The 25,207-nt window shown below is 61.1% G+C and carries 15 protein-coding genes; 11 read left to right on the top strand and 4 right to left on the bottom strand.

Annotated features, from left to right (window positions below):
- Nucleotides 1–151: 151 nt before the first annotated feature.
- Both KUV38_RS17955 and KUV38_RS17950 read left to right on the top strand, forming a co-directional pair.
- Nucleotides 152–1,168: a glycosyltransferase family 2 protein gene (locus KUV38_RS17955; protein ID WP_261385424.1), complete on the top strand. Its 1,017-nt coding sequence runs from the start codon at nucleotides 152–154 to the stop codon at nucleotides 1,166–1,168.
- The gene (locus KUV38_RS17950) at nucleotides 1,161–2,627 is read left to right on the top strand and encodes a class I SAM-dependent methyltransferase (protein ID WP_222471557.1); all 1,467 of its coding nucleotides are present in this window, start codon (nucleotides 1,161–1,163) and stop codon (nucleotides 2,625–2,627) included. Before KUV38_RS17955 ends, KUV38_RS17950 begins: the two co-directional genes overlap by 8 nt.
- A 6-nt stretch (nucleotides 2,628–2,633) precedes the next feature.
- Here KUV38_RS17950 and KUV38_RS17945 read toward each other — a convergent pair whose 3' ends face one another.
- Nucleotides 2,634–3,755 carry a glycosyltransferase family 4 protein gene (locus KUV38_RS17945; RefSeq protein ID WP_222471556.1) on the bottom strand — a complete coding sequence of 374 codons (1,122 nt, stop codon included), beginning with the start codon at nucleotides 3,753–3,755 and terminating at the stop codon, nucleotides 2,634–2,636.
- A 317-nt stretch (nucleotides 3,756–4,072) separates the two neighbouring features.
- Between KUV38_RS17945 and KUV38_RS17940 the strand changes: the two genes are divergently transcribed.
- The 7 genes from KUV38_RS17940 (at nucleotide 4,073) to KUV38_RS17910 (ending at nucleotide 18,998) form a co-directional block, all read left to right on the top strand.
- On the top strand, nucleotides 4,073–10,831 hold the full coding sequence (locus KUV38_RS17940) for a cadherin-like domain-containing protein (protein ID WP_222471555.1): 6,759 nt from the start codon (nucleotides 4,073–4,075) through the stop codon (nucleotides 10,829–10,831).
- Nucleotides 10,832–10,944: 113 nt separating this feature from the next.
- Complete coding sequence (rfbF, locus tag KUV38_RS17935) at nucleotides 10,945–11,724, top strand: glucose-1-phosphate cytidylyltransferase (RefSeq protein WP_222471554.1); 780 nt, start codon at nucleotides 10,945–10,947, stop codon at nucleotides 11,722–11,724.
- Nucleotides 11,724–14,048 carry an NAD-dependent epimerase/dehydratase family protein gene (locus KUV38_RS17930; protein ID WP_222471553.1) on the top strand — a complete coding sequence of 775 codons (2,325 nt, stop codon included), beginning with the start codon at nucleotides 11,724–11,726 and terminating at the stop codon, nucleotides 14,046–14,048. The genes rfbF and KUV38_RS17930 overlap by 1 nt, the downstream gene beginning before the upstream one ends.
- Nucleotides 14,045–15,238: a class I SAM-dependent methyltransferase gene (locus KUV38_RS17925; protein ID WP_315898659.1), complete on the top strand. Its 1,194-nt coding sequence runs from the start codon at nucleotides 14,045–14,047 to the stop codon at nucleotides 15,236–15,238. Before KUV38_RS17930 ends, KUV38_RS17925 begins: the two co-directional genes overlap by 4 nt.
- A 2-nt stretch (nucleotides 15,239–15,240) precedes the next feature.
- Entirely contained in the window at nucleotides 15,241–16,413 is a 1,173-nt protein-coding gene (locus tag KUV38_RS17920) for a class I SAM-dependent methyltransferase (protein WP_222471552.1), read from the top strand.
- 9 nt (nucleotides 16,414–16,422) lie between these two features.
- Nucleotides 16,423–17,979: a lipopolysaccharide biosynthesis protein gene (locus tag KUV38_RS17915; RefSeq protein ID WP_222471551.1), complete on the top strand. Its 1,557-nt coding sequence runs from the start codon at nucleotides 16,423–16,425 to the stop codon at nucleotides 17,977–17,979.
- 29 nt (nucleotides 17,980–18,008) lie between these two features.
- Nucleotides 18,009–18,998, top strand: coding sequence for a glycosyltransferase family 2 protein (locus tag KUV38_RS17910; protein ID WP_222471550.1), 990 nt, complete (start codon nucleotides 18,009–18,011; stop codon nucleotides 18,996–18,998).
- On the opposite strand, the gene KUV38_RS17905 is transcribed toward KUV38_RS17910, so the two are convergent.
- A complete protein-coding gene (locus KUV38_RS17905; protein ID WP_222471549.1) occupies nucleotides 18,951–20,438 on the bottom strand; it encodes an O-antigen ligase family protein in 1,488 nt (495 codons plus the stop codon). The genes KUV38_RS17910 and KUV38_RS17905 overlap by 48 nt on opposite strands.
- A 36-nt stretch (nucleotides 20,439–20,474) precedes the next feature.
- Nucleotides 20,475–21,572, bottom strand: coding sequence for a right-handed parallel beta-helix repeat-containing protein (locus tag KUV38_RS17900; RefSeq protein ID WP_222471548.1), 1,098 nt, complete (start codon nucleotides 21,570–21,572; stop codon nucleotides 20,475–20,477).
- A gap of 401 nt (nucleotides 21,573–21,973) precedes the next feature.
- On the opposite strand from KUV38_RS17900, the gene KUV38_RS17895 reads away from it, so the two are divergent.
- Both KUV38_RS17895 and KUV38_RS17890 read left to right on the top strand, forming a co-directional pair.
- The gene (locus KUV38_RS17895) at nucleotides 21,974–23,512 is read left to right on the top strand and encodes a lipopolysaccharide biosynthesis protein (RefSeq protein ID WP_222471547.1); all 1,539 of its coding nucleotides are present in this window, start codon (nucleotides 21,974–21,976) and stop codon (nucleotides 23,510–23,512) included.
- Between the two features lie 39 nt (nucleotides 23,513–23,551).
- Nucleotides 23,552–24,364, top strand: coding sequence for a CpsD/CapB family tyrosine-protein kinase (locus tag KUV38_RS17890; protein ID WP_222471546.1), 813 nt, complete (start codon nucleotides 23,552–23,554; stop codon nucleotides 24,362–24,364).
- A gap of 81 nt (nucleotides 24,365–24,445) precedes the next feature.
- On the opposite strand, the gene KUV38_RS17885 is transcribed toward KUV38_RS17890, so the two are convergent.
- A complete protein-coding gene (locus tag KUV38_RS17885; RefSeq protein ID WP_222471545.1) occupies nucleotides 24,446–25,105 on the bottom strand; it encodes a hypothetical protein in 660 nt (219 codons plus the stop codon).
- Nucleotides 25,106–25,207 lie beyond the last annotated feature (102 nt).

Raw genomic sequence — 25,207 nt, 5'->3', positions numbered from 1 at the left:
GGGCGGACCAAACCGAAATCGAAATCTTGCCCGAAACGTGAAAACAGCGTTTCGGGCAAATTCCGTTGAATTGCGCGCGCCGACATGGAAGTATTTTCCAAGATCGACATTTTTTCTTTTCCCAGATTGTTCGCCCGGAGCGACTATCGATTTGAGCACCACAGCCGATAAGGCCACCGAGCCACGCAGCAAAAGCGCGCCCGGCACCGTCTCGGAACAGGCGAGCCCTTCGGCACCTGTCGTTTCAATCATCGTGGTGAGCTACAACACCCACGATATGACGCTGGCGTGCATCAGTTCGGTGCTCGACCAAACCACCTGCCCTTTCGATCTCTTGGTCTACGACAATGCCTCGCAGGATGGCTCCGCAGACGCCATTGCCGAGGCCTTCCCCGACGTTCGCCTGATCGCGGATCACACCAACCACGGCTTCGCGAAAGCCAACAACATCGCCGCGCAGCTGGTGACCGGCGAATACCTCCTGCTGTTGAACCCTGATACCATCGTGCTGGACGGCGCCATCGACGCACTCGTCTCCTTCGCCCGTGCCCGTCCGGAGGCACGGATCTGGGGTGGCCGAACGCTCTACGGCGACCGCAGCCTCAATCCCACCAATTGCTGGGGCCGCATGTCGCTCTGGAGCATGACCACCCAAGCCCTCGGCCTCTCCAGCCTGTTCCGCCGGAGCGCCCTCTTCAACCCGGAGGCCTACGGCGGCTGGCAGCGCGACAGCGAGCGCGAGATCGACATCGTCTCGGGCTGCTTCTTTCTCATCAAGCGCGACTTCTGGAACACCCTCGGCGGTTTTGACCCGGCCTTCACCATGTATGGTGAAGAGGCCGACCTGTGCCTGCGCGCCCGCGCAATGGGCGCCCGGCCGCGGATGACTCCTGACGCAGAAATCGTCCACTACGTCGGCGCATCCTCCAAGGTGCGCGCGGCCAAACTGGTGATGCTCCTCAAGGCCAAGACCACCCTCATCCGCCGCCACTTCCCTCGCTGGCAAAGGCGCGCCGGCACGGTCCTTCTCGCCAGCTGGCCATTGTCCCGCATGCTGGCCACCGGCGTGCTCGCCCGCCTCCTCCGCTCCCAACGCTGGCGCGACGCCCACACCGCCTGGCGCGACGTCTGGCAGCAACGCAACGACTGGCGCGGGGGGTATGAGTGATGCACAGGCAAGGCGGCCTGCCACCAAAGCAGAAGGCACAGCCACGATGAAGATACTGGTTGCGATCGCCAATTACGGCGACACCAGCGGAAAGTTCATACATCAGCTCATCGACAGCTATCGCAGCTTCAGCTGCGAGGTCGACATCGTTGCGCTCTCTAACGTCGAGAAGGAGGTGGCCGAAGGTGTCGAAGTCCGTGTCGGGCTCCCCATCTCCAACCCGTGGTCCTTGCCGTTCTCGCACCGAGATCTCTTTGCCGAACGGCAAGATGACTACGACCTGTTCATCTACTCAGAAGACGACACCCTGATCACGGAAGAACATGTCGACGCGTTTCTGGAAGCCCAGGAAGCCCTCCCAGAGGGCTACATCGCCGGCTTTGTCAGGCATGAGATCGATCAGGATAAGAACCTTCACTACTCAACGGTCCACGCCAGTTACCACTGGGAGCCCGATAGCGTTCTGGAGGCCGGTGGAGAGCTTTATGCGCATTTCACCAACGAGCATTCAGCCGCCTATGTTTTGACCCGAGCACAGCTCAAGGCGTGCATTGCCTCAGGCGGCTTTCTGATACCGCCACATGAAGGCAGATACGATATGCTCTGCTCCGCCGCGACTGACCCATATACCCGATGCGGGTTCCGAAAGGTCGTGTGCATTTCCCGGCTGCTGGACTTCAGCCTCCACCATTTGCCCAACAAATACGTGGGCAAAATTGGCCTGCCGAAGAGTGAGATTGATCTTCACCTTCAGAAAATGGAACACATCTACCATCAGGGCTTGCCCAGCGCCTCCTTGCTGAATGGGCACGCGAGAGTTGAATTCACACACAGGTTCGATCGGTCCTACTTTACGCCAGAAGTAAAGTCGGTGTTGCGCGCAGCTCCGGCATCGCCAGCAAGGGTCCTCTCCGTAGGATGCGACATGGGCCGTACGGAAGCCGCGCTCGCCTCGTCGGGCCATTCAGTCAAGGCAATCCCGCTTGACCCCGTCATCGCAGAGTCCGCACGGTTGCGCGGGGTCGAAATCCTCGACGCCGATTTATCGAACACTGCGAGCAGCATTGAGGACGCCAGCTACGATGTCGTCCTCATGAACCTCTGTCTTCCCTATGTGAAAGACCCCGTAGACTTTCTCAAACGCTTCCGCCCTGCCCTCACTGAGAGCGGGAAAGTCATTGTGCTGTTCTGGAACTGGTCGTGCCTCGCCGAGCGCAAGCGGCTCAAAGCTGAGCGAAACCAATTCCCAGAGGCCGTGAACGTTGGCGACTTCGCCAAAAGCAACATCCATCGGACCGACCCGGCAATTGTTAGGTCATGGCTGAAGCAGGCGGGTTTTCAGGTTGAACGCACGGCCTATGACACGGCAGGAAAAGCCGCCAAGCTCTCCAAACTCACCCTGGGTATGGTCGATCCATGGCTCGGCCTCACTGGCACAATACTGGCCCGCTTGCGTTAAGCCTGATCAATCCGCAAGCAGCCGTTCGGCCTCTGCCTCGATCTGGGCGGCCCAAGCACCCCAACTCAACCTGTTCTCGTAGTGCCGTCTGGCCGTGGCGCACATCGCAAGATACGCATCCCGGTCTGACCAAAGCGCAGCGATCCGCTCCGCCTGCGCCTCCGCCGATGCCTCCGGTTCCAACAGGAGGCCGTTTTCACCGTCCCGGATGATAGACTTGATACCACCCGTCTTTGTCCCGACAGGTGGCAGCCCATAGGCGCAGGCTTCACAAAATGCGATGCCAAAGGCCTCTTGCCGCGAAGGGACAACGAGAAAGGCAGCCTGCCGAAACAGGCCCTCCAGCTTTGCCGCGTCCTTCGAGTCCGATTTGTTGAGGTATCCATGAACGGTTACGTCCTCGATCCCCTTCGCACTCTCTGGCTCGCAACCAACGATATGAAGTTCCGCGCCCGGAAACCGCGCACGCAGGATCTCGAACATCTCAAGCAGCAAAGGGCCGCCCTTGCGCTCCCAGTCCCCCCCGACAAAGAGCAGCTTCAAGTCCGGTACCGCCTCACGTGCGGCAGGGTCGTAGCCCGGATCTACCTCAAAGTTCGCGCCCAGAGGCACCATGCGTACGCGGCAATGCGCAAGGTCATAGTGCTCCTGCGCCGACTCCACAGCCCAATCCGATGAGAGGCACAGCGCGTCGACACGCTCCAAGAATCGCTTCTGAATGGCCTCACCAAGCCGCAGAGACCTTTCGGACATGCCCGACAGGTGGCTGTAGGAACTGACGATCGAAGCGAACAAAGCGTCCGCAATATGGACGATACGGCAGTCCGCTTCGAGGTCGCAGAGCTTGTGGCTGGCACCGACTGAAATGATCACATCCGGGCGGACCACAGCGATCTTCCGGTTGACGAGATATCCGTAGGCCTTCCGAATGAGCGGCTCTCGCAAAAGGTCGAGCCCGAACTTGCGTGAAATCTTGCCCGCGTAGAACAGGAATTTATCCAGCTTTGGCGTATCGATTAGCTCGATTTCATGCTGGCCGTTTTTCAATGCGCGATAACTGAAATAGGGCGTGCCACTCCAGTACTTCACGTTCTGAGGAGACCACAGCCCGACATACGCCAACTTCATGCCGTTCGGCCTTTGAAAGACAGTTCAAGCAGCTGAAACCAAATGGAAATACAGGAATTCACCCAAACCGCCGACTCAGATACCCCCCGATTCGCAACCTCAGAGCGCAACTCGGTATTCGACTCGCGCAAAGGATGATTCAGAGCCATTACTCCTTGCCTTTTTCTCGCCTTACTCCCGCCATTCGTAAGACAATCTTCGGATTGCGTCACCAATTGTCGGGCATGACACCGATTTTACTTTGAGAGCATGGTCTCAAGCCCTACGCTGAAACCCGATTTTTGGAACATCTTATTTTTGAGCAAGGGGTTTGGGTGATGAGCGTCTCTGACGACTTCTCCAATGGTGATCTGGGTGAGGAATGGCGCATTGAGGGGCCGGCTGCTGTATCGCACGGCTTTGCCTCAGGCGGCGGAGATGCTTGGCTGGAATTGCAAACACCCGATGGCAACCATGACATATGGAATGCCAACAACGCTGCCCGCGCCATGCAAGACATGGCGGATGTCGATTTCGAGATCTCAGCGAAGTTCCTCACAACGCCGACCCAGCGCTACCAGATGCAGGGACTCCTCGTAGAAGAGGATGCTTCCAACTGGATCCGCTTCGACACCTATTCAAGCGGCTCCACGCTCTATGCCTTCGCGGCCATCACGGTCAACGGCTCTTCCTCGGTTGCGTTTCAAGTGCCGATACCGGGCGGAACCGCACCCTTCGTCCGTGTGGATCGCGAGGGTGACGTCTGGACATTCGAGTATTCGCAAGACGGGTCGACCTGGGTTGAGGCTGGCAGTTTCACCCACGCGATCAACGTCACGGCAACCGGTGTATTCGCTGGCAACAGCGGCCCGGCCACTGGCTACACCGCACAGGTCGACTATTTCGAGTCTTCCCTCGATCCGCTTGTCGGTGAAGACGCGGCCCTTGCGCCGCCGGACGCACAGGATGATGCCTTCAGCACCGAGGCCGACACTGCGCTGACCCTGTCGAATGCCGACCTGCTCGCAAACGATACGGACCCGGCCAATGATCCGCTGACCATTGTTGCCATTGGGTTCCCCGAGCATGGCACACTGACAGACAATGGGAACGGCACCTACACCTACACCCCGGACCCGGGGTTCAACGGCGAAGACACCTTCACCTACACAATCTCGGATGGAAGCACCGAAGACACTGCCACCGTTGTCCTGACGGTGGGCACACCGGCACCACCAAGCTTCAACTCCGATGACTTCTCAGGCGGCAGCCTCTCGGACGATTGGATCATCGTCACCCCGAGTGCCGCAACCCAAGGTTTGGGTGACAGCGGGGCCGATCAGTATCTGGCGCTCTCCACTGGCGCCGGCAACTATGATCTCTGGGGCTCGAACAACGCCGCCCGTGCGATGCAGGTGGTTTCCGATGGCGACTTCGCCATCGAGGCGCTGTTCCTCTCAACGCCGACTGAGCGCTTCCAGATGCAGGGGTTCCTGTTCGAGGCAGATGCGCAGAACTGGCTCCGCTTTGACACCTACTCCAACGGCTCCGGTCTCTATGCCTTTGCCGCCATCACCATCAACGGCAGCACCTCGACCGCCTTTCAAACCGCCATTCCCGGCGGCGTTGCCCCCTATCTCCGTGTTGAGCGCGAAGGTGACACCTACACTTTCTACTACTCGCTCGACGGCGAAGCCTGGACAGTCGCAGGCAGCCTGACCAGCAGTCTCGTGATCACTCAGGCGGGCGTCTTCGCAGGCAGTTCGGGGGCCAATGCGGCCTATGTAGCCGAGGTGGATTACGTCCAAACCGATGCGGACCCACTGGTGAACGAAGACGGTGTCGCTCCGCCGCCCGACGCGATCGACGACAGCTTTGCAACTGCCGAAGGCACGGCCATCACACTGACCGAAGCCGATCTGCTCGGGAATGACACGCTCCCCGAGGGCAGTACCATCTCCGTGCAGTCCGTCGGCTCGGCTGACAACGGCACGCTGACAGACAACGGCAACGGCACCTATACCTACACACCTGACCCCGGGTTCAACGGGCCTGACTCTTTCGAGTACACGATCACCGACGGAACCCAGCAAGACACCGCAACGGTGAACCTGACGGTCGGCACCCCGCCGCCGCCCAGCTTCAGCGCCGACGATTTCTCGGGCGCCAGCCTTGGCAGTGAATGGACCGTCATCGCTCCCAACGGCACGTCGCAAGGGCTGGAGACAAGTGGCGGTGAGGCCTATCTGACTCTCACCACCCAACCCGGTAACCACGACCTCTGGGGCAGCAACAATGCCGTCCGGGTCATGCAAGTGGTCTCCGATGATGATTTCGGCATCGAGGCCAAGTTTCTCTCGGTCCCGACCGAGACCTACCAGATGCAGGGCTTTCTGGTCGAAGGCGACCCACAAAACTGGATCCGCTTCGATACCTACTCGAACGGCACAAACCTCTACGCCTTTGCCGCGATCACGGTGAACGGCTCCACCACGATGGCCTTTCAGGTCCAGATCGACGGTGGCGTGGCTCCCTACCTGCGGCTTGAGCGCGAGGGCGACACTTACACGTTCTTCTATTCCGTGGATGGCGAAACATGGACTACGGCGGGTGAGCTCAACAGCAACATGGTCGTGTCCCAGATCGGCCTCTATGGCGGCAGCACTGGCAATGCGCCGGGCTTCACCGCGCAGGTCGATTACGTCTTCACCGATGCAGATCCCCTCACAATCGAAGATGGCATCGCGCCTCCGCCGGATGCGACAGACGACGCGTTTGCCACCGCTGCGGACACAGCTTTCACATTCTCGGACGATGACCTGCTGGCGAACGATCTTCAGCCCGAGGGCAGCACGGTCACTGTGGTGTCTATCGAACAGCCGGATCATGGCGTCCTGACCGACAATCTGGATGGCACCTACACCTACACCCCCGATGCCGGCTACAACGGCTTTGACGGGCTGAGCTACACCATCAGCGATGGCACGAACACCGACAGCGCCAACATCGTCCTGACTGTCGGCACACCGCCGCCGCCCGCCTTCGGGTCCGACGACTTCGATAGCCCGACGCTCGGCCCAGAGTGGATCGTGGTCACCCCCAATGGCGCCTCTCAGGCGCTCGCCGATGACGGCACCGATGCCTACCTCGTCCTCACGACCGGCCCGGGCAATCACGATGTCTGGCAAGAAAACAACAGCACCCGTGCGATGCAGGCGATCTCCGACGAGGATTTCGCCCTCGAAGCGCATTTCCTCTCGACCCCGACCGAGGCCTATCAGTTGCAGGGCTTCCTTGTAGAGGCAGATGCGCAAAACTGGCTCCGCTTCGATACATACTCCGACGGCAACCGCCTCTTTGCCTTTGCCGCTATCACGGTGAACGGCAGCACAAGCATGGCCTTCAAGGTCGAGATTACCGAGGGCACGGCGCCGTACCTGCGCGTGGAGCGCGAGGGCGACACTTACACACTCTCCTATTCGCAGGATGGCGAAACCTGGATCGAGGCAGGCAGTCTCTCCAGTTCGATGGTCGTCACCCAGGCTGGCGTCTTTGGCGGCAGCACCGGCGGCGCAGGCGGATTTACCGCACTGGTCGACTACGTGATCGCCGATGCCGACCCGCTGTCCGGCGAAGATGGTGTGCCTTACCCGCCTGAAGCTGTCGACGATGCCCTCGCCACCGCAGCCGACACCAGCCTCACGTTCAGCCCGGACGATTTGCTCGCAAACGATGTGCAACCCGGCGCACAGCTCACCGTGACATCGGTCGGAGCACCCGAGCACGGCAGCCTGTCCGAAAACCCGGACGGCACCTACACCTACACGCCCGACACGGGCTACAATGGGTATGACAGCTTCACCTACACACTCTCCGACGGCACCACCGAAGACACCGCCAACGTCGTCATCACCGTCGGAACGCCGCCACCCCCGCGTCTGGCGTCCGATGACTTCAACAGCGATAACCTGTCGTTCGTGTGGGATGAGGTCCTGCCGCAAGGCACCGGCTATGCCTTCACCGGCGATGAGGCCAACGCGCTGCTGGAGCTGTCCACTTCTGCCGGGAATTACGACATCTGGGGCAACACTCTCAACGCGCCGCGGATCATGCAGGAGATTAGCGACGAAGACATGACGCTCGAGGTGCGCTTCCTGAGCACGCCCACCGAGCGCCACCAGATGCAGGGCATCTTGGTTCAGGCCGACGAGAGCAACTGGCTTCGTTTCGATTTCTACTCGGATGGCACGCGGCTCTATGTCTTTGCCGCCGTCACAATCGACGGCACCTCCACGACAGTATTGAAGGAGAGTATCAGCACCGCCGCCCAATATCTCCGGCTCGAGCGGGTCGGTGACACCTACAGCTTCCTGTACTCCGAGGATGGCGAAACGTGGGTGACGGCAGGCAGCGCCATTGTCGATATGGAGATGACACAGGCAGGCATCTTTGCCGGAAGCGTCGGTGCCGACGCCGCGCTGACGGCCTTGGTGGATTACGTCGAATCCAGCTTTGATCCGATCCTTGATGAAGATGCCGGCTACGAGCCAGACCCTGCCGCACCGATCCCGGCAGATGACCATTTCAACGTGGATCCCGGCGGCAGCCTCGCCTTCACCGAGGCCGAGCTTGTCGGCAACGACTACGACATCAACGGTGACACACTCACGCTCGTTTCCATCGAAGATCCGGCAAACGGCACCATCACCGATCTCGGCGGCGGTAACTATGTCTACACACCCGATCCCGGGTTCGAGGGGACCGAAGAGTTCACCTACGTGGTGAGCGACGGCACCTTTGTGTCCACGGGCAATGTCTCGGTTCTGGTCGCCACTTTCGACGCCCAGTCCGATGATTTCTCCGGTGAGACCCTCTCTCCCGTCTGGCAGTTCGAGGGCATCGCTGGCGAGGCGCACATCGCCTATGACGGGGCAGAGGCCTTCCTTGCCATCACATCGCCCGAGGGCGTGCAGGTCAGTGCATCCGACGTGATGACGACACCGCGCGTGCTCCAGGATGTCGAGAACCTGGATTTCGAGATTTCCGCGGGCTTTCTGTCCGAGCCATCGCAACAGTATCAGGAGCACGGGCTTCTGGTGATCGAGGACGAGGGCAACTGGATCAGGTTCGACCTCGCCTACACCGGCTCGACCCTGACCCTGATCGTCGGCGATATCGTCAACGGCCAAACCACCTATCCGTTGTTCGATTCCATCGGCCCCGGCGTTGTCGAGGAGCTTCGGATCAGCCGCGACGGTGACCTGTTCATTTTCGAATACCGCGGCGGCGGGTCAGACTGGGTCGAGGCTTTCACCTACGAGCGCGTCATGGATGTGAGTCAGGTCGGCCTCTTCGCCGGCAGCACGTCCTTCACCGGAACAGTGCCCGGCTATACCGCCTACGTGGACTACTTCGAAAATTCGCTCGACCCGATCACCAACGAAGACGGCAGCTACGTGCCCGTAAATCACGCGCCCGTGGCGGTCGACGACAACCTCTTCGTGGCCGAATCGGTCACCTTCGACCTGAGCGATCTTACGGCCAACGACTATGACCCGGACGTGAGCGACACGCTGACGCTCACCAACCTCGGCACGCCATCAAACGGTACGCTGTTCGACAACGGCGATGGCACCTACACCTACACCCCCGGTGAAGGCTTCCAAGGTGTTGATACGATAACGTATGAAATCAGCGACGGAGAGTTCACCTCCTCCGCCACGCTGAGCCTCGATGTGCAGGATCCGATCAATGTCTGGTACGGCGACACCCAGAGCTTCGGATCGCCCGGCGAAAGCCAAGTGTGGATCAACATCCTCGGTAACGTCAGTGAGAATGTCACCGAACTGACCTACAGCCTCAATGGCGGCCCGCTACAAACACTGTCGCTCGGGCCCGATACCCGGCGCCTGCAAGAGAACGGCGATTTCAACATCGACATTGCCTACACTGATCTCGACGGCTCCTCCGCCGATGACGTGGTAACCATCTACGCCACTCTCGATAACGGCCAGGTCGTCACTCAGGATGTGACAATCGAATACGAGTCAGGTGGCGACTGGAGCCCCAACTACTCCATCGACTGGGAGACCGTCACCCACCTTCAGGACGTCGTGCAGGTGGTCGATGGCGAGTGGACCTTTGACGACAACGGCGTGCGCCCGACCCAACTCGGGTACGACCGCCTTCTCGTTCTCGGCGACCAGAGCTGGGACAACTACGAACTGGTGACAACCATCACCATGCACGACCTCCAGAACGTCGATCCGAACGGGCGTGATGGCGGAGGGTTTGCCATCGGCATGCTCTGGGACGGGCATACCACCGATCGTTTCGTTGGCTGGCAACCCGCCAGCGGCTACGAGCCGGGCGCATCGATCTTCTATACCGATCGAGTCGAGAGCCACAGTTACCACGTCTTCTCCGAAGTGCTCGGCACCGACAACATGACCCTCTCCGAAGGGCTAACCTACAACTTCGTCGTCAGCGTCGAGCAGACCGGCATCTATGACCGGGTCTACAGCATCAAGATCTGGGAGGTTGGCACGCCGGAGCCCGCGGAGTGGACGCTTCAGACCACCGAGACCTTCTCGCTCGAAGAGGCCCCGGCGACCGGCTCGATCTACCTCAACGCCCACTACTTCGATGTCACCTTCGGCGATCTGACCGTCACCGAGATCACCGGCAGCGATATCATTCAGGGAGACGACACCGCCGAGGTGCTTATCGCCGCCGATACTGGCAGCGCCCAGCCCGGGCAGGGCGAGCTGGATGTCTTCGTGGGTGCCGGCGGGGCCGATGTCTTCGTGTTCGGCGATGCTGGCGGCGCCTTCTACGATGACGGCAATGGGGCCACCGACGGGATCGAGGACTACGGCTTCATCTGGGATTTCGAGGCAGGCATCGATCAGGTCCAGCTGTCCGGCAGCGCCACGGACTACCTCCTCACCGAGGATCACGCCGGCCTGACACCAGGCACAGCCATCTGGCTCGTGGGCACCGGCGGCGACGCCGACGAGCTCATCGGGGTGATCAACGGCGTCACCGGTCTCGATCTCGAAGACGGCAATTTTGCCTTCACCGACGCAATCGTCTGACGCGAAGGACACGCATCATTCAATCCCGTCAACCGGGATCAGCCAAAATATCTTGAAAAGGCCTTTATTCATTCGCAACAATTCAAGCACCGGTTTTATTGGAGTATTATTCGATGAAGATTGCCATTCTTGCCGGCGGTAAGGGCACTCGCCTCGCTGAGGAAACAGTCATCCGCCCCAAACCGATGGTCGAGATCGGCGGCAAGCCGATCCTCTGGCACATCATGAATATCTACTCGCATTACGGGTACAACGATTTCGCCGTCGCGCTCGGTTACAAGGGCGATTACATCAAGCGCTACTTCGCGGAGTACGGCACGCTTTCGGGCAACCTCACCATCAACCTCGGCGCCCCTGAGCCGCTGGTGCGCCACGATCAAGCCCACGCACCCTGGACGGTCGACCTGATCGAAACCGGCGATGAAACCCTCACGGGCGGGCGCGTCAAACGGCTCAAGCCCTACCTGAACGACGAGACTTTCATGCTCACGTGGGGCGATGGCGTGTCAGACGTGAACCTCGACAAGCTCCTCGCCTTCCACCGCAGCCACGGCAAGCTCGCCACCATCACCGCCGTCCGCCCGCAGGCCCGCTACGGTCACATGCGTTTTGAGGGCGATCAGGTCACCGCTTTCGAGGAAAAGCCCCAAACCGCCGAGGGCTGGATCAACGGTGCCTTTTTCGTGCTCGAACCGCAGGTGCTCGATTACATCGAGGGCGATATGGTCATGTTCGAGCACGCACCGCTCGAAAACCTCGCCAAGGACGGCCAGCTGATGGCCTATCGTCACGAGGGGTTCTGGGCAGCGATGGACACGCTGCGCGACAAGCACACGCTGCAAAAGCTGTGGGACTCCGGTGAAAAGCCCTGGGCTGTCTGGGAGAAAAAGTGATGCGCGTATTGGTAACCGGCCACCGAGGCTACATCGGCACCGTCCTCACCCCCATGCTCACCGCCGCCGGCCACGAGGTCGCGGGCATCGACAGCGACCTTTATGAGCGCTGCACCTTCGCCCCCGGCGGGGAGATGCCCGAGGTGCCGACCCTGCTCAAGGACATCCGGGAGGTCACCCCGGCCGATCTGCTCGGCTTCGATGCCGTGCTGCACCTCGCCGCCCTCTCCAATGACCCGCTCGGCGATTTTCGCCCGCAAACGACCTATGACATCAACTTCGAGGGCACGATGAATGTCGCCCGCGCCGCCAAGGCCGCCGGGGTCGAGCGCTTTGTGTTCTCCTCCTCCTGCTCCAACTACGGCGCAGGCGGGGCCGATTTCATCGACGAGAACGGCGCCTTCAATCCGGTCACCCCCTACGGCGAAAGCAAGGTCAAATCCGAGCTGGCGCTGGCCGAGCTGGCCGATGACAGCTTCTGCCCGACCTACCTGCGCTCGGCCACCGCCTATGGCGTCAGCCCGCGCATCCGCTTCGACCTGGTGCTGAACAACCTCGTCGCATGGGCCGTGACCACCAGCAATATCCACATGAAGTCCGATGGCACCCCGTGGCGCCCGATCACCCATATCGAGGACATCTCCCGCGCCTTCTGCGCCACGCTGGAAACGCCGGTCGAGAAAATCCGTAACGAGGCGTTCAACGTCGGCGTCACCGAGCACAACTACCAGATCAAGGAACTGGCCGAGATCGTCGCCGCCGTGGTCCCCGGTTGCGAGGTCACCTTTGCCGACGATGCCGGGCCCGACAAGCGCAGCTACCGCGTGAACTGCGACAAGATCCAGCGGGTCATGCCATCCTTCAAGCCCCAGTGGGATGCAAAGAAGGGCGCGCAAACGCTCTACGAGTCCTACAAGGCCGTCGATCTGACGCTCGAAGAGTTCGAAGGCCCGCGCTACCAGCGCATCGGCCACATCAAGAAGTTGATCGCCGACGATGTGATCGACACCTCGCTCCAGCACACCGAAAGCGCCCGCGCCGCGCGCGCAGAGGCCGCCACCCAGAGCCTGCCCGCCGATTTCGTGGCCGACGCCGCCGAGGTGTCCTGCATCTCCTGTGGCACCAAGGGCCTCCAGCCGATCCTGGATCTCGGCCTGATGCCCCGCTCCGATGGTCTGCTGGATGAAACCGGCCTCGCCCACCGCGAGTCCCTCGTGCCGCTGCGCCTTGGCTACTGCCCCGGCTGCACCCTTGTGCAGCTGCTCGAGACCCGCCCGCCCGAGGAAATGTTCGGCGACGACTACCTCTATTTCTCCTCCTTCTCCGAAGACCTGCTGAAGCACAGCCGCGAGAACGCGCTGGAGCTGATCGAGATGCGCGGCCTCACCGGCGACAGCCTCGTCGCCGAGATCGCCTCGAACGACGGCTACCTGCTCCAGAACTTCAAGGAAAAGGGCGTGCCCGTGCTGGGCATTGACCCGGCCCTGCAACCGGCCACCGCCGCCCGCGAAAAGGGCATCGAAACCATCAACGACTTCTTCGGGAAAAAGCTGGCCCAAGGCCTCGCCGATGAGGGCCGCCGCGCCGATGTGATCATCGCCAACAACGTCGTTGCCCATGTCGCCGACCAGAACGACCTCGTCGCCGGCATGGCCGCGCTGCTCAAGGATGACGGCATCGTTTCGGTCGAGTTCCCCTACGTGCGCGACCTGATCGACTTCATCGAGTTCGACACGATCTACCACGAGCACCTGTGCTACTTCTCCGTCGGCTCTGCCAAGACCCTCTTCGCCCGCCACGGGCTCTACCTGAACGACGTGCGCCGCCTGCCGATCCACGGCGGCTCACTGCGGCTCTACTTCGGCAAAACCGACCAGCCCTCAGAGGCCGTCGCCACCATCCTCGCCGAAGAGGCCGCGCTGGGGCTCGATACCTTCGCCTATTACGAAACCTTCGGCGAGCGCGTCCGCGAGTTCCGTCGCAAGGCGCGTGATCTGATCGGTGGCCTGCGCGCCGAGGGCAAGCGCATCGCGGCCTATGGCGCGGCGGCGAAGGGCACCATCATGCTCAACTTCCTCGACTTGAACAGCAGGCTGATCGAATACGCGGTCGACAAGAACGTGCATAAGCAGGGCAAATACATGCCCGGCGTCCGCGTCCGCATCGACGACCCCGAAAAGCTGAAGTCCGACAAGCCGGATTACGTCATGATCCTGCCGTGGAACTTCCGCGACGAGATCATCCGCCAGCAGCAGGAGTTCCTCGCAGCGGGCGGCAAGTTCGTCGTGCCGATCCCCGAACTGGAGATCGTGGGCCAGTCGTGAGCGATACCGGCATGACACCTCCCACCAAGCCCTGCCCGGCCTGCGGCGGCACCGCCCTGACCGAGATCTATCGGCTGGATGCGATCCCGGTGCAAAGCTGCATCCTGCTCGATACCGAGGCGGAGGCGCGCGACTTTCCCCGCGCGCCGCTGGTGCTCGATTTCTGCGCCGACTGCGGCTTCGTCTTCAACCGCGCCTTCGATCTGGCCAAGGTCGACTACGCCTCGACCACGGAAGAGAGCCAGCACTTCTCGGGCACCTTCAACCGTTTCGCGCAGGAACTGGCCGCCGAGGTCGCCTCGCTCTACGACCTGAAGGGCAAGCGCACGCTCGAGATCGGCTGCGGCAAAGGCGAGTTCCTTCAGGAACTGGCGCGCCAGACCGGCACTCAGGGGCTGGGCGTTGATCCCGGTTTCATCCCCGAGCGCCTCCCCGGCGCCGACGGGCAGGAGATCGCCTTTCAGCGCGAGTATTTCGACCCGGCCACCATCGCCGACACCCCCGATTTCGTCGTCTGCCGCCACACGCTGGAGCACATCCCCGAGGTCGGCAAGCTGATGGACGATATCGCCGAGGTGCTGAAAGGCCGCCGCGATGTGGGCATCTTCTTCGAAACCCCGGATGTGCGCCGCGTGCTCGATGAGGGCGCCTTCTGGGATATCTATTACGAGCACTGCTCCTACTTCACCCTCGGCAGTCACGCCCGCCTGTTCCGCCGCGCCGGGATGGATGTGACCAAGCTCTACCTCGCCTACGACGACCAATACATCATCCAGTATGCCGAGCCCTCCACCGGCCGCCCGCCGCTGGACAACGAGGATGATCTCGCCGCCGTCCGCACCCTCGCCGCCGCCTTCCCCGCCAAGGTGGCCGAGGTCCGCGCGCATTGGACCAAATTCGTCAAAACCCGTCACGCCGAGGGCAAGCGCGTTGCCATCTGGGGCGGCGGCTCCAAGGGCGTGTCCTTCCTCACCACCAACGGCCTCGGCCCCGAGGTCGCGCAGGTGATCGACATCAACCCCCACAAGCAAGGCAAATACCTGCCCGGCACCGGCCACCTCGTCTGGTCGCCCGATGACCTGCCCGGCACGCCCCCCGACACGGTGATCGTGATGAACCCGATCTACCTGCCCGAGATCGGCGCGCAGCTCAAATCGATGGGCCTCACGCCCGAACTGGTGGCGGTGTAGCCATGAGCCTCGCCACCCACTGCCCCGTCTGCAACACGCCCGCGCCCGGCCCGGTTTTCGCCCTCGGCAATGTCCCGATCATCTGCAACCAGCTCTGGCCAGACGCCGACGCCGCCCGCGCTGCCCCGGCGGGCGACGTGACCCTCGTCATCTGCCCCGCCTGCGCCTTCGTCTGGAACGCCGACTTCGACCCGGCAAAAATGCACTACGCCCCCGGCTACGAGAACGCGCTGCACTTCTCGCCCCGCTTTCAGGCTTTCGCCGAAGAGCTCACCTCCGGCCTCGTCAGCCGCTTCGATCTGGCGGGCAAGCACGTCATCGAGATCGGCTGCGGCGATGGCCACTTCCTCGACCTCATGGCACAGCACGGCGCCGCCACCGCCACCGGCTTCGACCCGTCGATGGAGGGCAAGGAAACCCCCTTCACCGCCCGCGACGGCGTCGAAATCGTGCCTGAGTACTTCCGCTCCGACCAACTCGAGCGCCCCTTCGATGCCATCCTGTGCCGCCACGTCCTCGAACACCTCGATACACCCCTCGCGCTGATGCAGGACATTCGCCGCGCCATCGGCCCCCGCGACGTGCCGATCTACTTTGAGGTGCCCAACGCCGGGTGGATGCTCGAGACCGTCTCGATGTGGGATGTGATCTACGAGCACGTCGGCTACTGGACCGCCGCCTCCATCACCACCCTGATGCGCCGCGCAGGCTTCGTTCCAACCTTGGTGCAGGCGGGCTACGGCGAGCAGTTCCTGATGGTCGAGGCCCGCCCCGTCGAGCCCGACCCCGCCTACCTCGATCCCGGCGCAGCCCAGGTGCAGGACACCGCCCGCGCCTTCGGGCAGGCCGCCAACACCGAGCTCGAATCCTGGCGCAGCCGCCTCTCCAAGCTCGACGGCAAAGCCGTGATCTGGGGCGCAGGCTCCAAGGGCATCACCTTCGCCAACGCCCTCGGCCCCAAGGCCGCCGCCCCCCTCGCCGCCCTCGTCGACCTCAACCCCCGCAAACACGGCCTCACCGCCCCCGGCATCGCCCTCCCCGTCATCGCCCCCGAAACCCTCACCACCCTCGCCCCCGATCTCGTGCTGATCTCGAATGCGCTCTACGAGGCCGAAATCTCCGCCCAGGTCCGCGCCATGGGCCTCACCCCCGACTTCGCGGTGCTTGCAGGATAGGAGGCCCGCGTGGCCGACCACAAACACGTCGTCGTCTCCAAACGCCTCGTCGCGATCAACTCCGCGAGCAGTGTCATGGCGCGGATCGTCAATTTCGTGGTTCTCCTCTGGGTCTATCAATACCTGCTGCGGCACCTTCCGGCCGAGGAGTTCGCCGTCCTCCCCCTTGTCACCTCGCTGATGGTCTTCGGGCCCCTTTTCTTCTCCTTCTTCGTCGGTGGAATTGCACGCTACATGGTCGATGCCTATGCCCGCGGCGATGGTGAAGAGGTCAGGCGCATCTCTTCGTCGCTCTTCCCGGTCCTGGTGGGTTTTGCGTCCATCCTGATGCCTGCGCTGGTCCTGTTCGCAATGAACATCGAAAAGGTCTTCAACGTCGCGCCACACATGGTCGAGCAAACGCGGCTCATGTTCATCCTGCTCGCCGCGGGCTTCGTATTCCACATGGTCACGATGCCATTCACCACTGCCTATGTCGTGCGCCAGCGCTTTGTGGAGCGCAACTTGTTGGAGGTCGCGCGGGATGTCGTGCGGGCAATCCTTACGGTCACGGCGTTGCTCTACTTCGGACCCGCCGTCATCTGGGTTGTCGTTGCGACCGTCACCGCCGAGTTCATCACCGACCTCGTGAAGATCCGTCGATCATTCACGATCCTGCCGGAGCTCGGCGTCAAACGTCACCTGTTCTCGTTCTCTCTGACTAAAGAGCTTCTGGGCTTCGGCCTGTGGACGACGCTCGGCCAGTTGGGCACCGTACTCTACACCCATGCTGCAACGCTCATTCTCAACCTCTACGGTACGGCTGTCGATGTGACCGCCTACCACGTCGGAGCCACCTTCTTCAGGCAGATCGAATCCACAGTGAAGATCGCTGCGATGCCACTCCAGCCGGCGGTAACCGCCATGAATGCTCTGAACGATCGCGAGCGTCTGGCACGCACAGTCTTTCGGGGTGGCCGCTATGCGCTCTGGGCATCGATGATCATCGCAGTGCCGCTGGTCGTCTACGCAGACATCTTCGTAGAGCTCTACATGGGCCCAAACTATGATCGCGCACCGTTGATCATCATCCTCTTCATGATCAACTTCGTTTTTACCCAGCCCTCGCTGATGCTTGCGACAACGGCGATGGCGACCAAACGCGTGCGTGAGTTCTTCCTCCCTGCTTTCCTGTTCCAGTTCGCGGGCTTCATGCTGATGGTGGTCTTTGCGGAAGTCCTCTCATTCGGCGCAGTCGGCGTGACCCTTGCGCTCACCATCGTGACCGTACTGTCCCAAGTGCTCTATTTCTGGGGTCTGTTCCTTCGGTTGACCGGCAAGGGCTTCCCCGAATTCGCCCGCAGCACGCTCTTGCGCGGACTGGGCCCAGCGCTCGTCGCAGCTGCCTTCTGGCTGCTCATCCGGCAATTAAGCCCACCGGCCACATGGTCCGGCCTGATCTTGCAGGGTGCCCTTGGCTCACTCGTCTACCTGTCGGTCATCCTTGGCCTGTGCCTGGACGAGGGCGAAAAGGCCGAATTCAAGTCGCTTCTGGCAAAACGATCGCCGGCATTGCGAAAATCCTAGATCTCATCGTGTACTCGGAGAACACCACCATGCCATCCCTTGAACAGGAGCCTGAACCCCTCGTTTCAATCGGATTGCCGGTGTTCAATGGCCAGGACTTCGTGGAGCAGGCGATCCGGTCCATTCAAAAACAGTCCTACCAGAACTTCGAACTGATCATTTCCGACAATTGTTCGACCGACCGGACTCTTGAGATCTGCCGTGATCTAGCGGCATCGGATCCGCGCCTCCGCGTTGTCACCACAGAAACTAACATCGGGGCAGCAGGTAACTTCAACCGTGTCGCCCAGCTTGCAACCGGGCGGCTGTTCGCATGGGCCAACCATGACGATCTTTGGGCCGACACATACATCAAAAAGTGCGTGACGGCACTGAGCGCCGAACCAAGCGCCGTTCTAGCTTACTCGAAGTCTGCAAAGATCGACGAGGACGGTGAAGAAATCCACGAACTCAACAACAATCTCGGCCTCACCGCATCAAGGCCCGCAGCGCGCCTAAAGGCGTATCATGACGCCTTCATCGACGTGGATCGGCGCCGGGCGTGGGGCAAGGAACCAATCGAGGGGTTCTGGATTCCCGTCTACGGCGTGATGCACACAGAGCTCCTGCACCAGACTTCCCTGATCGGCAATTACATCTCCTCCGACACCGTGCTTCTCGAAGAGTTGCTCATCCTCGGAACCTTTGTCGAAGTCGAGGAGAAGCTATTCTTCAAGCGTGACCACCAGAAACGCTCGATGCGCGACAGCGAGGCTTACGATGCAAGAGCCGAATGGTTCACTGGGTCGCGGGCCGGTCGCCTGCTATTTCCGCGCTGGCGCGCGCTCCGAGCCCGCCTTCGCGCTTCCATCGTACTGCCCAAAGGGGTCGGCAACAAAGCCGCGTGCTTCTGGCGATCCCTTTCCTTCTACGTGCGGCGACGCTCAGAAGGGAACGGCTTGATCAAGGAAGTCATCGTCAACATGAGCCGCCTACTTCTTGGAACGGACCGCGCCCGGCGACTCTTGCGAAAGTGGTGAGCGCCTCAACGGCTTGCCTTCATCTCTCGAAGAAAAGCCGCTTTGCTGCGTCCTAGCGAGTGCCCGCGGCGGATGCTCCGAGCTTTTGGAAACCGGTGCAAAGCGGCTATAGCGGATGGTCCGCGGAGTGCCTTTCTTTGCATCGAAATCATCAGTTGCAGTTTCATCTTCAGATTTGGCGTCCAGAACCCACAGTGAGCTACCGATCAGAAACAGGAACAACACATAAGTGCCGTTCCAGAAATGCACCGTCCAACCCGTCATGAACCACGCGGTGAGGCTGAACAATGCGCCGAGGCGGTAGTTCGAGACCCTCTCGGAGAGGTCGCGTTTGCGCCAGAGCGGAACATAGGCCGCAAAGAACGCCAACAGAGTGAAGAACATCGCCGGAAATCCGTGCCGCATCGCAAAAACGATCCAGAACATATCCACGCTGGCCCCAAGCCAATACGGGCGCTCCCAATCGTTGAACCCCAATCCGAAGATCGGGTGTTCCAGCACGTTGGCCATCCCGAAATTCCAGATATGCAGCCGCAGATAGGCGCTGTACTCGTTAAAAGAGAAGTAGCTGATGAACACCGCAGAGGCAGGACGGTTCGAGCCAATCTCGATCACCGCATAGGCGAGTGCAGTCAGCACGGCGAGAATTTTCCATCTGGCCTTAACGTTGCGCAGGACCGAATCCCAGGAGATCATCAGGAGCTGAGTGACCATCCCGGTAAGCGGCCCGGATGAGAGAGAAAAACCGGCGGTGAAGAAGGTTGCCAAAGCAAGGCCCAGCCGTTTCGCCAAGCCCCTCCCGTGCCCGACCACCATGTAGGCAAGGCCAATGACGCTGCCGCAGAACATTCCGAACAGGATCGGATGCTCAAAAGTCGCCTGCACACGCTGCATGCCCCAGCGTGGCTCCTTGATCACCCGGTCATACGACGGCCAGAGCTTGTCCATCGTTTCCAGCGGGATGTTCCGCCCCGTCAGCGCTTCGATGATCGCAAATGGCATGAGCAGCATGACGATGAAGAACAGTGTTCGTGCTACCGTCAGAAACTGGCCTGGGGTGCGCACAAGACAGCGCCCAAGAAAATAGGCGCCTGCCGTTTCCACAAAGAAAATGCCACCCGCCTCGACGGCTACCTGCGGCCCGTGTAGCACCAAGAAGCTGATGACACTCCACAGGCACAGGCCGAGTATCGCAAAATCGGCCACCCGCTTCTGCCCCGCCTCGCCTTGCAACCAGAGCACAAGCAGAGGCACCGTCGCGAACAGGAGCAGGATACGGTAGGCGGATAGCCTCAGGCCGCCCAGTTGCAGGATGAATGGCAGCAACAGCGCAAGCAGGTAGAGCGTAACGATACGGTTCGCCCACGTTGGTCCGGCGAGGTCCCCGGAGCCCGCGAGTTGGGGGTTACTCAACGTGCCTGTGTTACCTTGGTCTACCAATTGCGCTCCTGCGTGCTGCCAAAGCGGTTTCGGCGTTCAAGGCCGAGGCATCGCACCATGCCCATACTTCTCGGCCAATGTTCCCACTTTCGGACCGATCCCGGCAAGTGTCAGCGGCGGCGCACTCATGGCGCGCTTCAAATATGCACCATAGTGATACGCAACTCCCCTCGACTTCAATTGCAGATACAGGTTGCCGTCTGTGACGCCGAGCCTGCGGTCCTGCGGATAGGTGCTCATTATATTGCCGACGACCTCAGCACCCTCCGCCATGATCAGCGTGGCCTTGCTGCCAACGCCATCGACATCAAGTACCGTGTTGTGGCGCACGACGACATTGTTGCCGTTCGACACCGATATCCCCCGGATCATACCGGTCACGATGGCATTGCCCTCGATCAAGACGTTGGAGAATCGGGCATCGTCCATGAAGATTCCCTGAACATCGGCGCGGGTCTTGGGCAGGAACACATTGCCTCGCAGCACGATGTCGCGTGAGTCGGCCCCCTGAAACTGGATGAAATCCAGATGTGCATCCCTTGACGGATAGATGTGCTGCGCGCCGGTATTCCTCTCGATCAAGGCATCGCTCACCCCAATGAACTTGAGCGCATCGTTCCCGATGAAATCGATCTGATTGCCGACGACCCGAAGCCCGTTGGCTGCCTGAAGGATTCCTCCATTGTTGACGTGATGAATGGCGTTGCCCGCAAAAACCACATCCTCAACCCCGCCACTGGTGACGATCCCCGATTGCCCGTCATAGTCATCGTCGATCCGTCCATTGATTTCGCAATCGATGATCTGGATTTCCCGGCTTCCGTCTCTGATCGTCACGACACCACTGCCTCGGCCGCCGTTCACAGGGGAATCCACGTGAACGCCCTCCACCCGGATGCCGCCGGACCCCGCGATATCGATCGCGTCAAAACGCGCAGCGCGGCGTTTTTGAGCGCGCAGGGTAACGCGCGCACTGAACATTCTGCCCTCGATGGAAAGAGAGCCATAATCACCCGGCGGCAATTCAATGACTTCTCCGCCCTTTGCACGGCTCAATGCAGCGTTGAGCTCTGCAGGCGACGTCACCCCTATCGATTCTGCTGCAACGGGGAACGCGCGCATCAGAGTAATCACGAGAGCCGCCACGCATAGCCAGCCGAATCCTGCAATCGAGTGCATTCTGTCCATAGGTGCCTCGCTCAGGTCCGAGATGGAGTTAGGTGGCTTCTGGTCAGGTGGGAGCTTCAAACGCTCCTTCCACAACACACGCGACCATTCGGCCCTGATTGATCGGATCGATTCTGGCCTGCCCACGGTCAATCGCCTCGCTGATGTCCAAGCGTCCGCGCCAGAATACCACGTTCATCCGAAGCGATTTCAACCAATTGCATAACAATTCCGCGGGCGCGCCGCGGTACTGTCTCGAATGCAGCCGCAGTAGCGGGCCCCTCGCACAACTGTGCTTCACAAAACCGACTGTGCCATTGCAGCAATGGCCGAATGCTGTACTGTTTTTTGGGAGAAATTTTGATGCCATGTCGCTGGAACCCAAGTTTTACCTAAAGGTCTTCCGGAGCCGTTTCCCGCTCTTCTTCACCGTGTTCGTCGCGGTGGTTGCTATTGGCGTGGCGTTGGCGATCACGCTGCCCAAGGTCTACCGCGCCCATGCGTCCCTGCTGGTCGAGGGCTCCCAGATCCCGAGCGATCTGGCCTCCTCCACCGTCCGGACCGATCTTGCCGAGCAGGTTCAGGTCATCCGGCAGCGCCTCCTGACGCGCGACAACCTGCTCGACATTGCCTACCGCTTCGAGCTTTACGCTGATCGCCCCGATATGCAGCCCGACGAGATCGTGGCCGACATGCGCAAACGGGTCCGGATGGATCTTGCCGCCGGGCGGCAGCAGGCCACCGTTGTTCATCTCACCGCCGAGGCCGACAATGGTGAAACCGCCGCCGAGGTCGCCAATGACCTTGTAACGCAGGTTCTCAAGCAGGATGCCTCCTTCCGGACCGATGTTGCGACCGACACGCTCGCCTTCTTCCAGAAGGAAGTGGCCCGCCTCGGCGAGCAGCTGGACGAGGTCAACCGCCGCATCCTCGAGTTCAAGAACGCCAATATCGACGCCCTGCCTGAAACGCTGGATTACCGCCTCGGACGGCAAGCCCTGCTTCAGGAACGGCTTGCGCAGACCCGGCGGGAGATTTCCCAGCTCAAGGATCAGCGCCGTCGTCTCGTCGAACTCTATGAGCGCACCGGGCAGGTTGCGCTGCCGACAGCGCGGAGCCAGAGCCCCGAGGAGGTGGAGCTTGCCGAGTTGCAGTCCCAGCTCCGGGCGGCGCGCGCGGTTCTCAGCGAAACCAACCCCAAGGTGACGATGCTGAAGAGCCGGATCGCGCAGCTTGAAGCGACCATCAGTGGGCGCGAGCCGGAGGCCGCCGAGGAAGAGAGCGAAGACCCGTCCAGCGGCGTGATCGAGGCCCAATTGGTGGAGATCGACAGTCAGATTGAAACGCTCGAAAACGATGCCGCCGCGCTGAGCGAAGAGATTGCCGAACTCCAGAGCACCATCGAGCGCTCGCCGTCCAACGCGATCACGCTGACCGCGATGGAACGGGAGCGCGACAACATCCAAGGCCAGTATGATGCTGCGGTCGAGCGTCTGTCTGCGGCAGCGACTGGCGAGCGGATCGAGGTGCTTTCCAAGGGGCAGCGGCTCTCGGTGATCGAACATGCCGTGGTCCCAAACTCCCCTGCACCTCCCGGCAAAACGCTGATCGTGCTGGGCGCCATGGCCGCCGGGCTGCTTCTGGGCCTCGCCGCCGTGGTTTTGGTTGAAATCCTGTTCCCCCGGCTACGCCGCCCTGTGGAACTGACCCGCAAGCTGGGCATCACCCCCCTTGGCACGCTGCCCTATGTCGAGGCACCCGGTGAGGCCTGGCGTCGGACCGGCGTTCGGTTCGCTGTGCTGGCACTTGTCTGCGCCGGGATCGGCGGCGGACTCTGGGCGGTGGACCAGATGGTCATGCCGCTTGATCAGTTGGTGGAAATCGTCCGCGCGAAGGTGGAGCTATGAGCCAGTCCCACCCCGCACCTAAAAAGGATCGCTAACGCGATGGAGAAACTTCAGGCCGCAATCGACGAGGCCCGCAAACGTCGGAGCGATGGCCCGTCCGCCACAGGACGCAGCCGCTCGGCTCCGGCGACACTTCCGGTGGGCTGGACCGAACTGCCGGAGTTCCGGCCGCAAGCCAACAGACTGTCACGCAGCCGGATCGTCGCCAACTCCAATAATTCGGCACGCGTTGCCGTCGACATGCTGCGCACCCGCCTGCTCCGGCTAATGCAGGAGAACAACTGGAAGCGGGTCATGATCACCTCACCCAACCCCGGTTGCGGCAAGACGACCGTGGCCGCGAATCTCGCTCTTGCAATGCAACGGCAACAGGAGCGCCGCGCACTGCTGATGGATCTGGATTTCGCAGGCTCTAGCCTCGCCAGAACGCTCGGCCTGGAGCCGCAGCATGATGTGAGTGACCTGCTCGAAGGCACCGTGAGCCCGTCTGAACAGATGGTGCGCATCGGTGACAACTTGGCCATCTCGGCCAACCGTGCCAGCCGCCACGACAAGGACGAGGTGCTGAAGACCGGTCAGGCCGCCGATGTGCTCGACACTCTGGAGAAGGAACTCGACCTCGGGATCATGATCTTCGATTTCCCGCCCTTCTTCGCCAATGACAGCGCCATTGCGGGGGCCAGCTTTGTAGATTGCGCCATTATCATCGGCGCCGCCGAGCAGACCTCGATTCACGATATCGACATGACGGAGCGCGATCTTTCGCAATACACCAACATCGCGGGCGTCGTGCTGAACAAATGTCGCTACAACAGTGGCGCGGCGGATTCCTACAATTACCCCTATCGGTAAAAGCGCGCCCTAACCCACGGGTTCACCAAAGCAAAAGGGCGTGCCTTGGCACGCCCTTTGTATCTCTTATGTCTGCCGCGCTCAGGCGAAGGCGGCGGGGCCGCTCTTTCCCTGACGGCGACCGAGGTAGAACAACCCGGCAAGCGCCATGAGCATCACAGGCAGAGCCGGCGGGATCGGCGCCGGCGAAGGCGTATCCAGCGGGACCAGAACCTTGGCCTTCACGATCAGGTCGGAGGCAACGGTGTCGCCGTAGTCGATGGCAACGCCACTCTCCAGCCACACACGGAGGCTCGAACCTTGGTCGAAGTCCACGCGCTGAGCGATCGTATCCCAGCTCAGCACGCCGCCGGAAATGATGCCGTACACCGTGAAGAACACGCCGGAACCGGAGTGGTTGGAGGCCTGGTCGTCAGGCGCCGTAAACACGAGGTTCACGGCGATGTCGTAAACGTTGGCGCTAAGGCCGCCGGAGGTCACCGTCCACTCGATGAAGTTGGCGAGACGGATCACCTGATTTTGGAAGTCGAAGGTCAGGTCCACCGGGCCCGACGCGGCAAACCCGGCATTCACCCCACAGTTCGAGGTACAGCTGCCGGAAGTCACGGCAATGGAAGACTGGTCTGCGTCCAGAGTGAAGGTCGGATAGGTCGTCGCTTCTGCGACGTGGCCGAAGGTTGTAGCTGCGCCAAGGGCACCAATCGCAACAACACTACGGAAGAAAGCTCTTATGTTCAGCACAATTATTCCCCAGCAAGACAAAATCAATTGAGTCCAATTTGGCTGAATTAAGGAAATTTGTAAAGATTATTGTACGCTCACGATCAACCCGAACCGCCTCCA

It is taken from the genome of Vannielia litorea (assembly GCF_019801175.1).
GTDB lineage: Bacteria > Pseudomonadota > Alphaproteobacteria > Rhodobacterales > Rhodobacteraceae > Vannielia > Vannielia litorea_B.
The sequence above is the reverse complement of the archived record's forward strand: the minus strand, read 5'-3'. Positions and strand labels throughout refer to the sequence as shown.

What these genes read in the sequence shown, in the direction of transcription:
- rfbF (WP_222471554.1), top strand. Translation starts at nt 10,945, where the DNA reads ATGAAGATTGCCATTCTTGCCGGCGGTAAGGGCACTCGCCTCGCTGAG.
- KUV38_RS17930 (WP_222471553.1), top strand. Translation starts at nt 11,724, where the DNA reads ATGCGCGTATTGGTAACCGGCCACCGAGGCTACATCGGCACCGTCCTC.
- KUV38_RS17910 (WP_222471550.1), top strand. Translation starts at nt 18,009, where the DNA reads ATGCCATCCCTTGAACAGGAGCCTGAACCCCTCGTTTCAATCGGATTG.
- KUV38_RS17895 (WP_222471547.1), top strand. Translation starts at nt 21,974, where the DNA reads ATGTCGCTGGAACCCAAGTTTTACCTAAAGGTCTTCCGGAGCCGTTTC.
- KUV38_RS17890 (WP_222471546.1), top strand. Translation starts at nt 23,552, where the DNA reads ATGGAGAAACTTCAGGCCGCAATCGACGAGGCCCGCAAACGTCGGAGC.
- KUV38_RS17940 (WP_222471555.1), top strand. Translation starts at nt 4,073, where the DNA reads ATGAGCGTCTCTGACGACTTCTCCAATGGTGATCTGGGTGAGGAATGG.
- KUV38_RS17920 (WP_222471552.1), top strand. Translation starts at nt 15,241, where the DNA reads ATGAGCCTCGCCACCCACTGCCCCGTCTGCAACACGCCCGCGCCCGGC.
- KUV38_RS17950 (WP_222471557.1), top strand. Translation starts at nt 1,161, where the DNA reads ATGAGTGATGCACAGGCAAGGCGGCCTGCCACCAAAGCAGAAGGCACA.
- KUV38_RS17945 (WP_222471556.1), bottom strand. Translation starts at nt 3,755, where the DNA reads ATGAAGTTGGCGTATGTCGGGCTGTGGTCTCCTCAGAACGTGAAGTAC.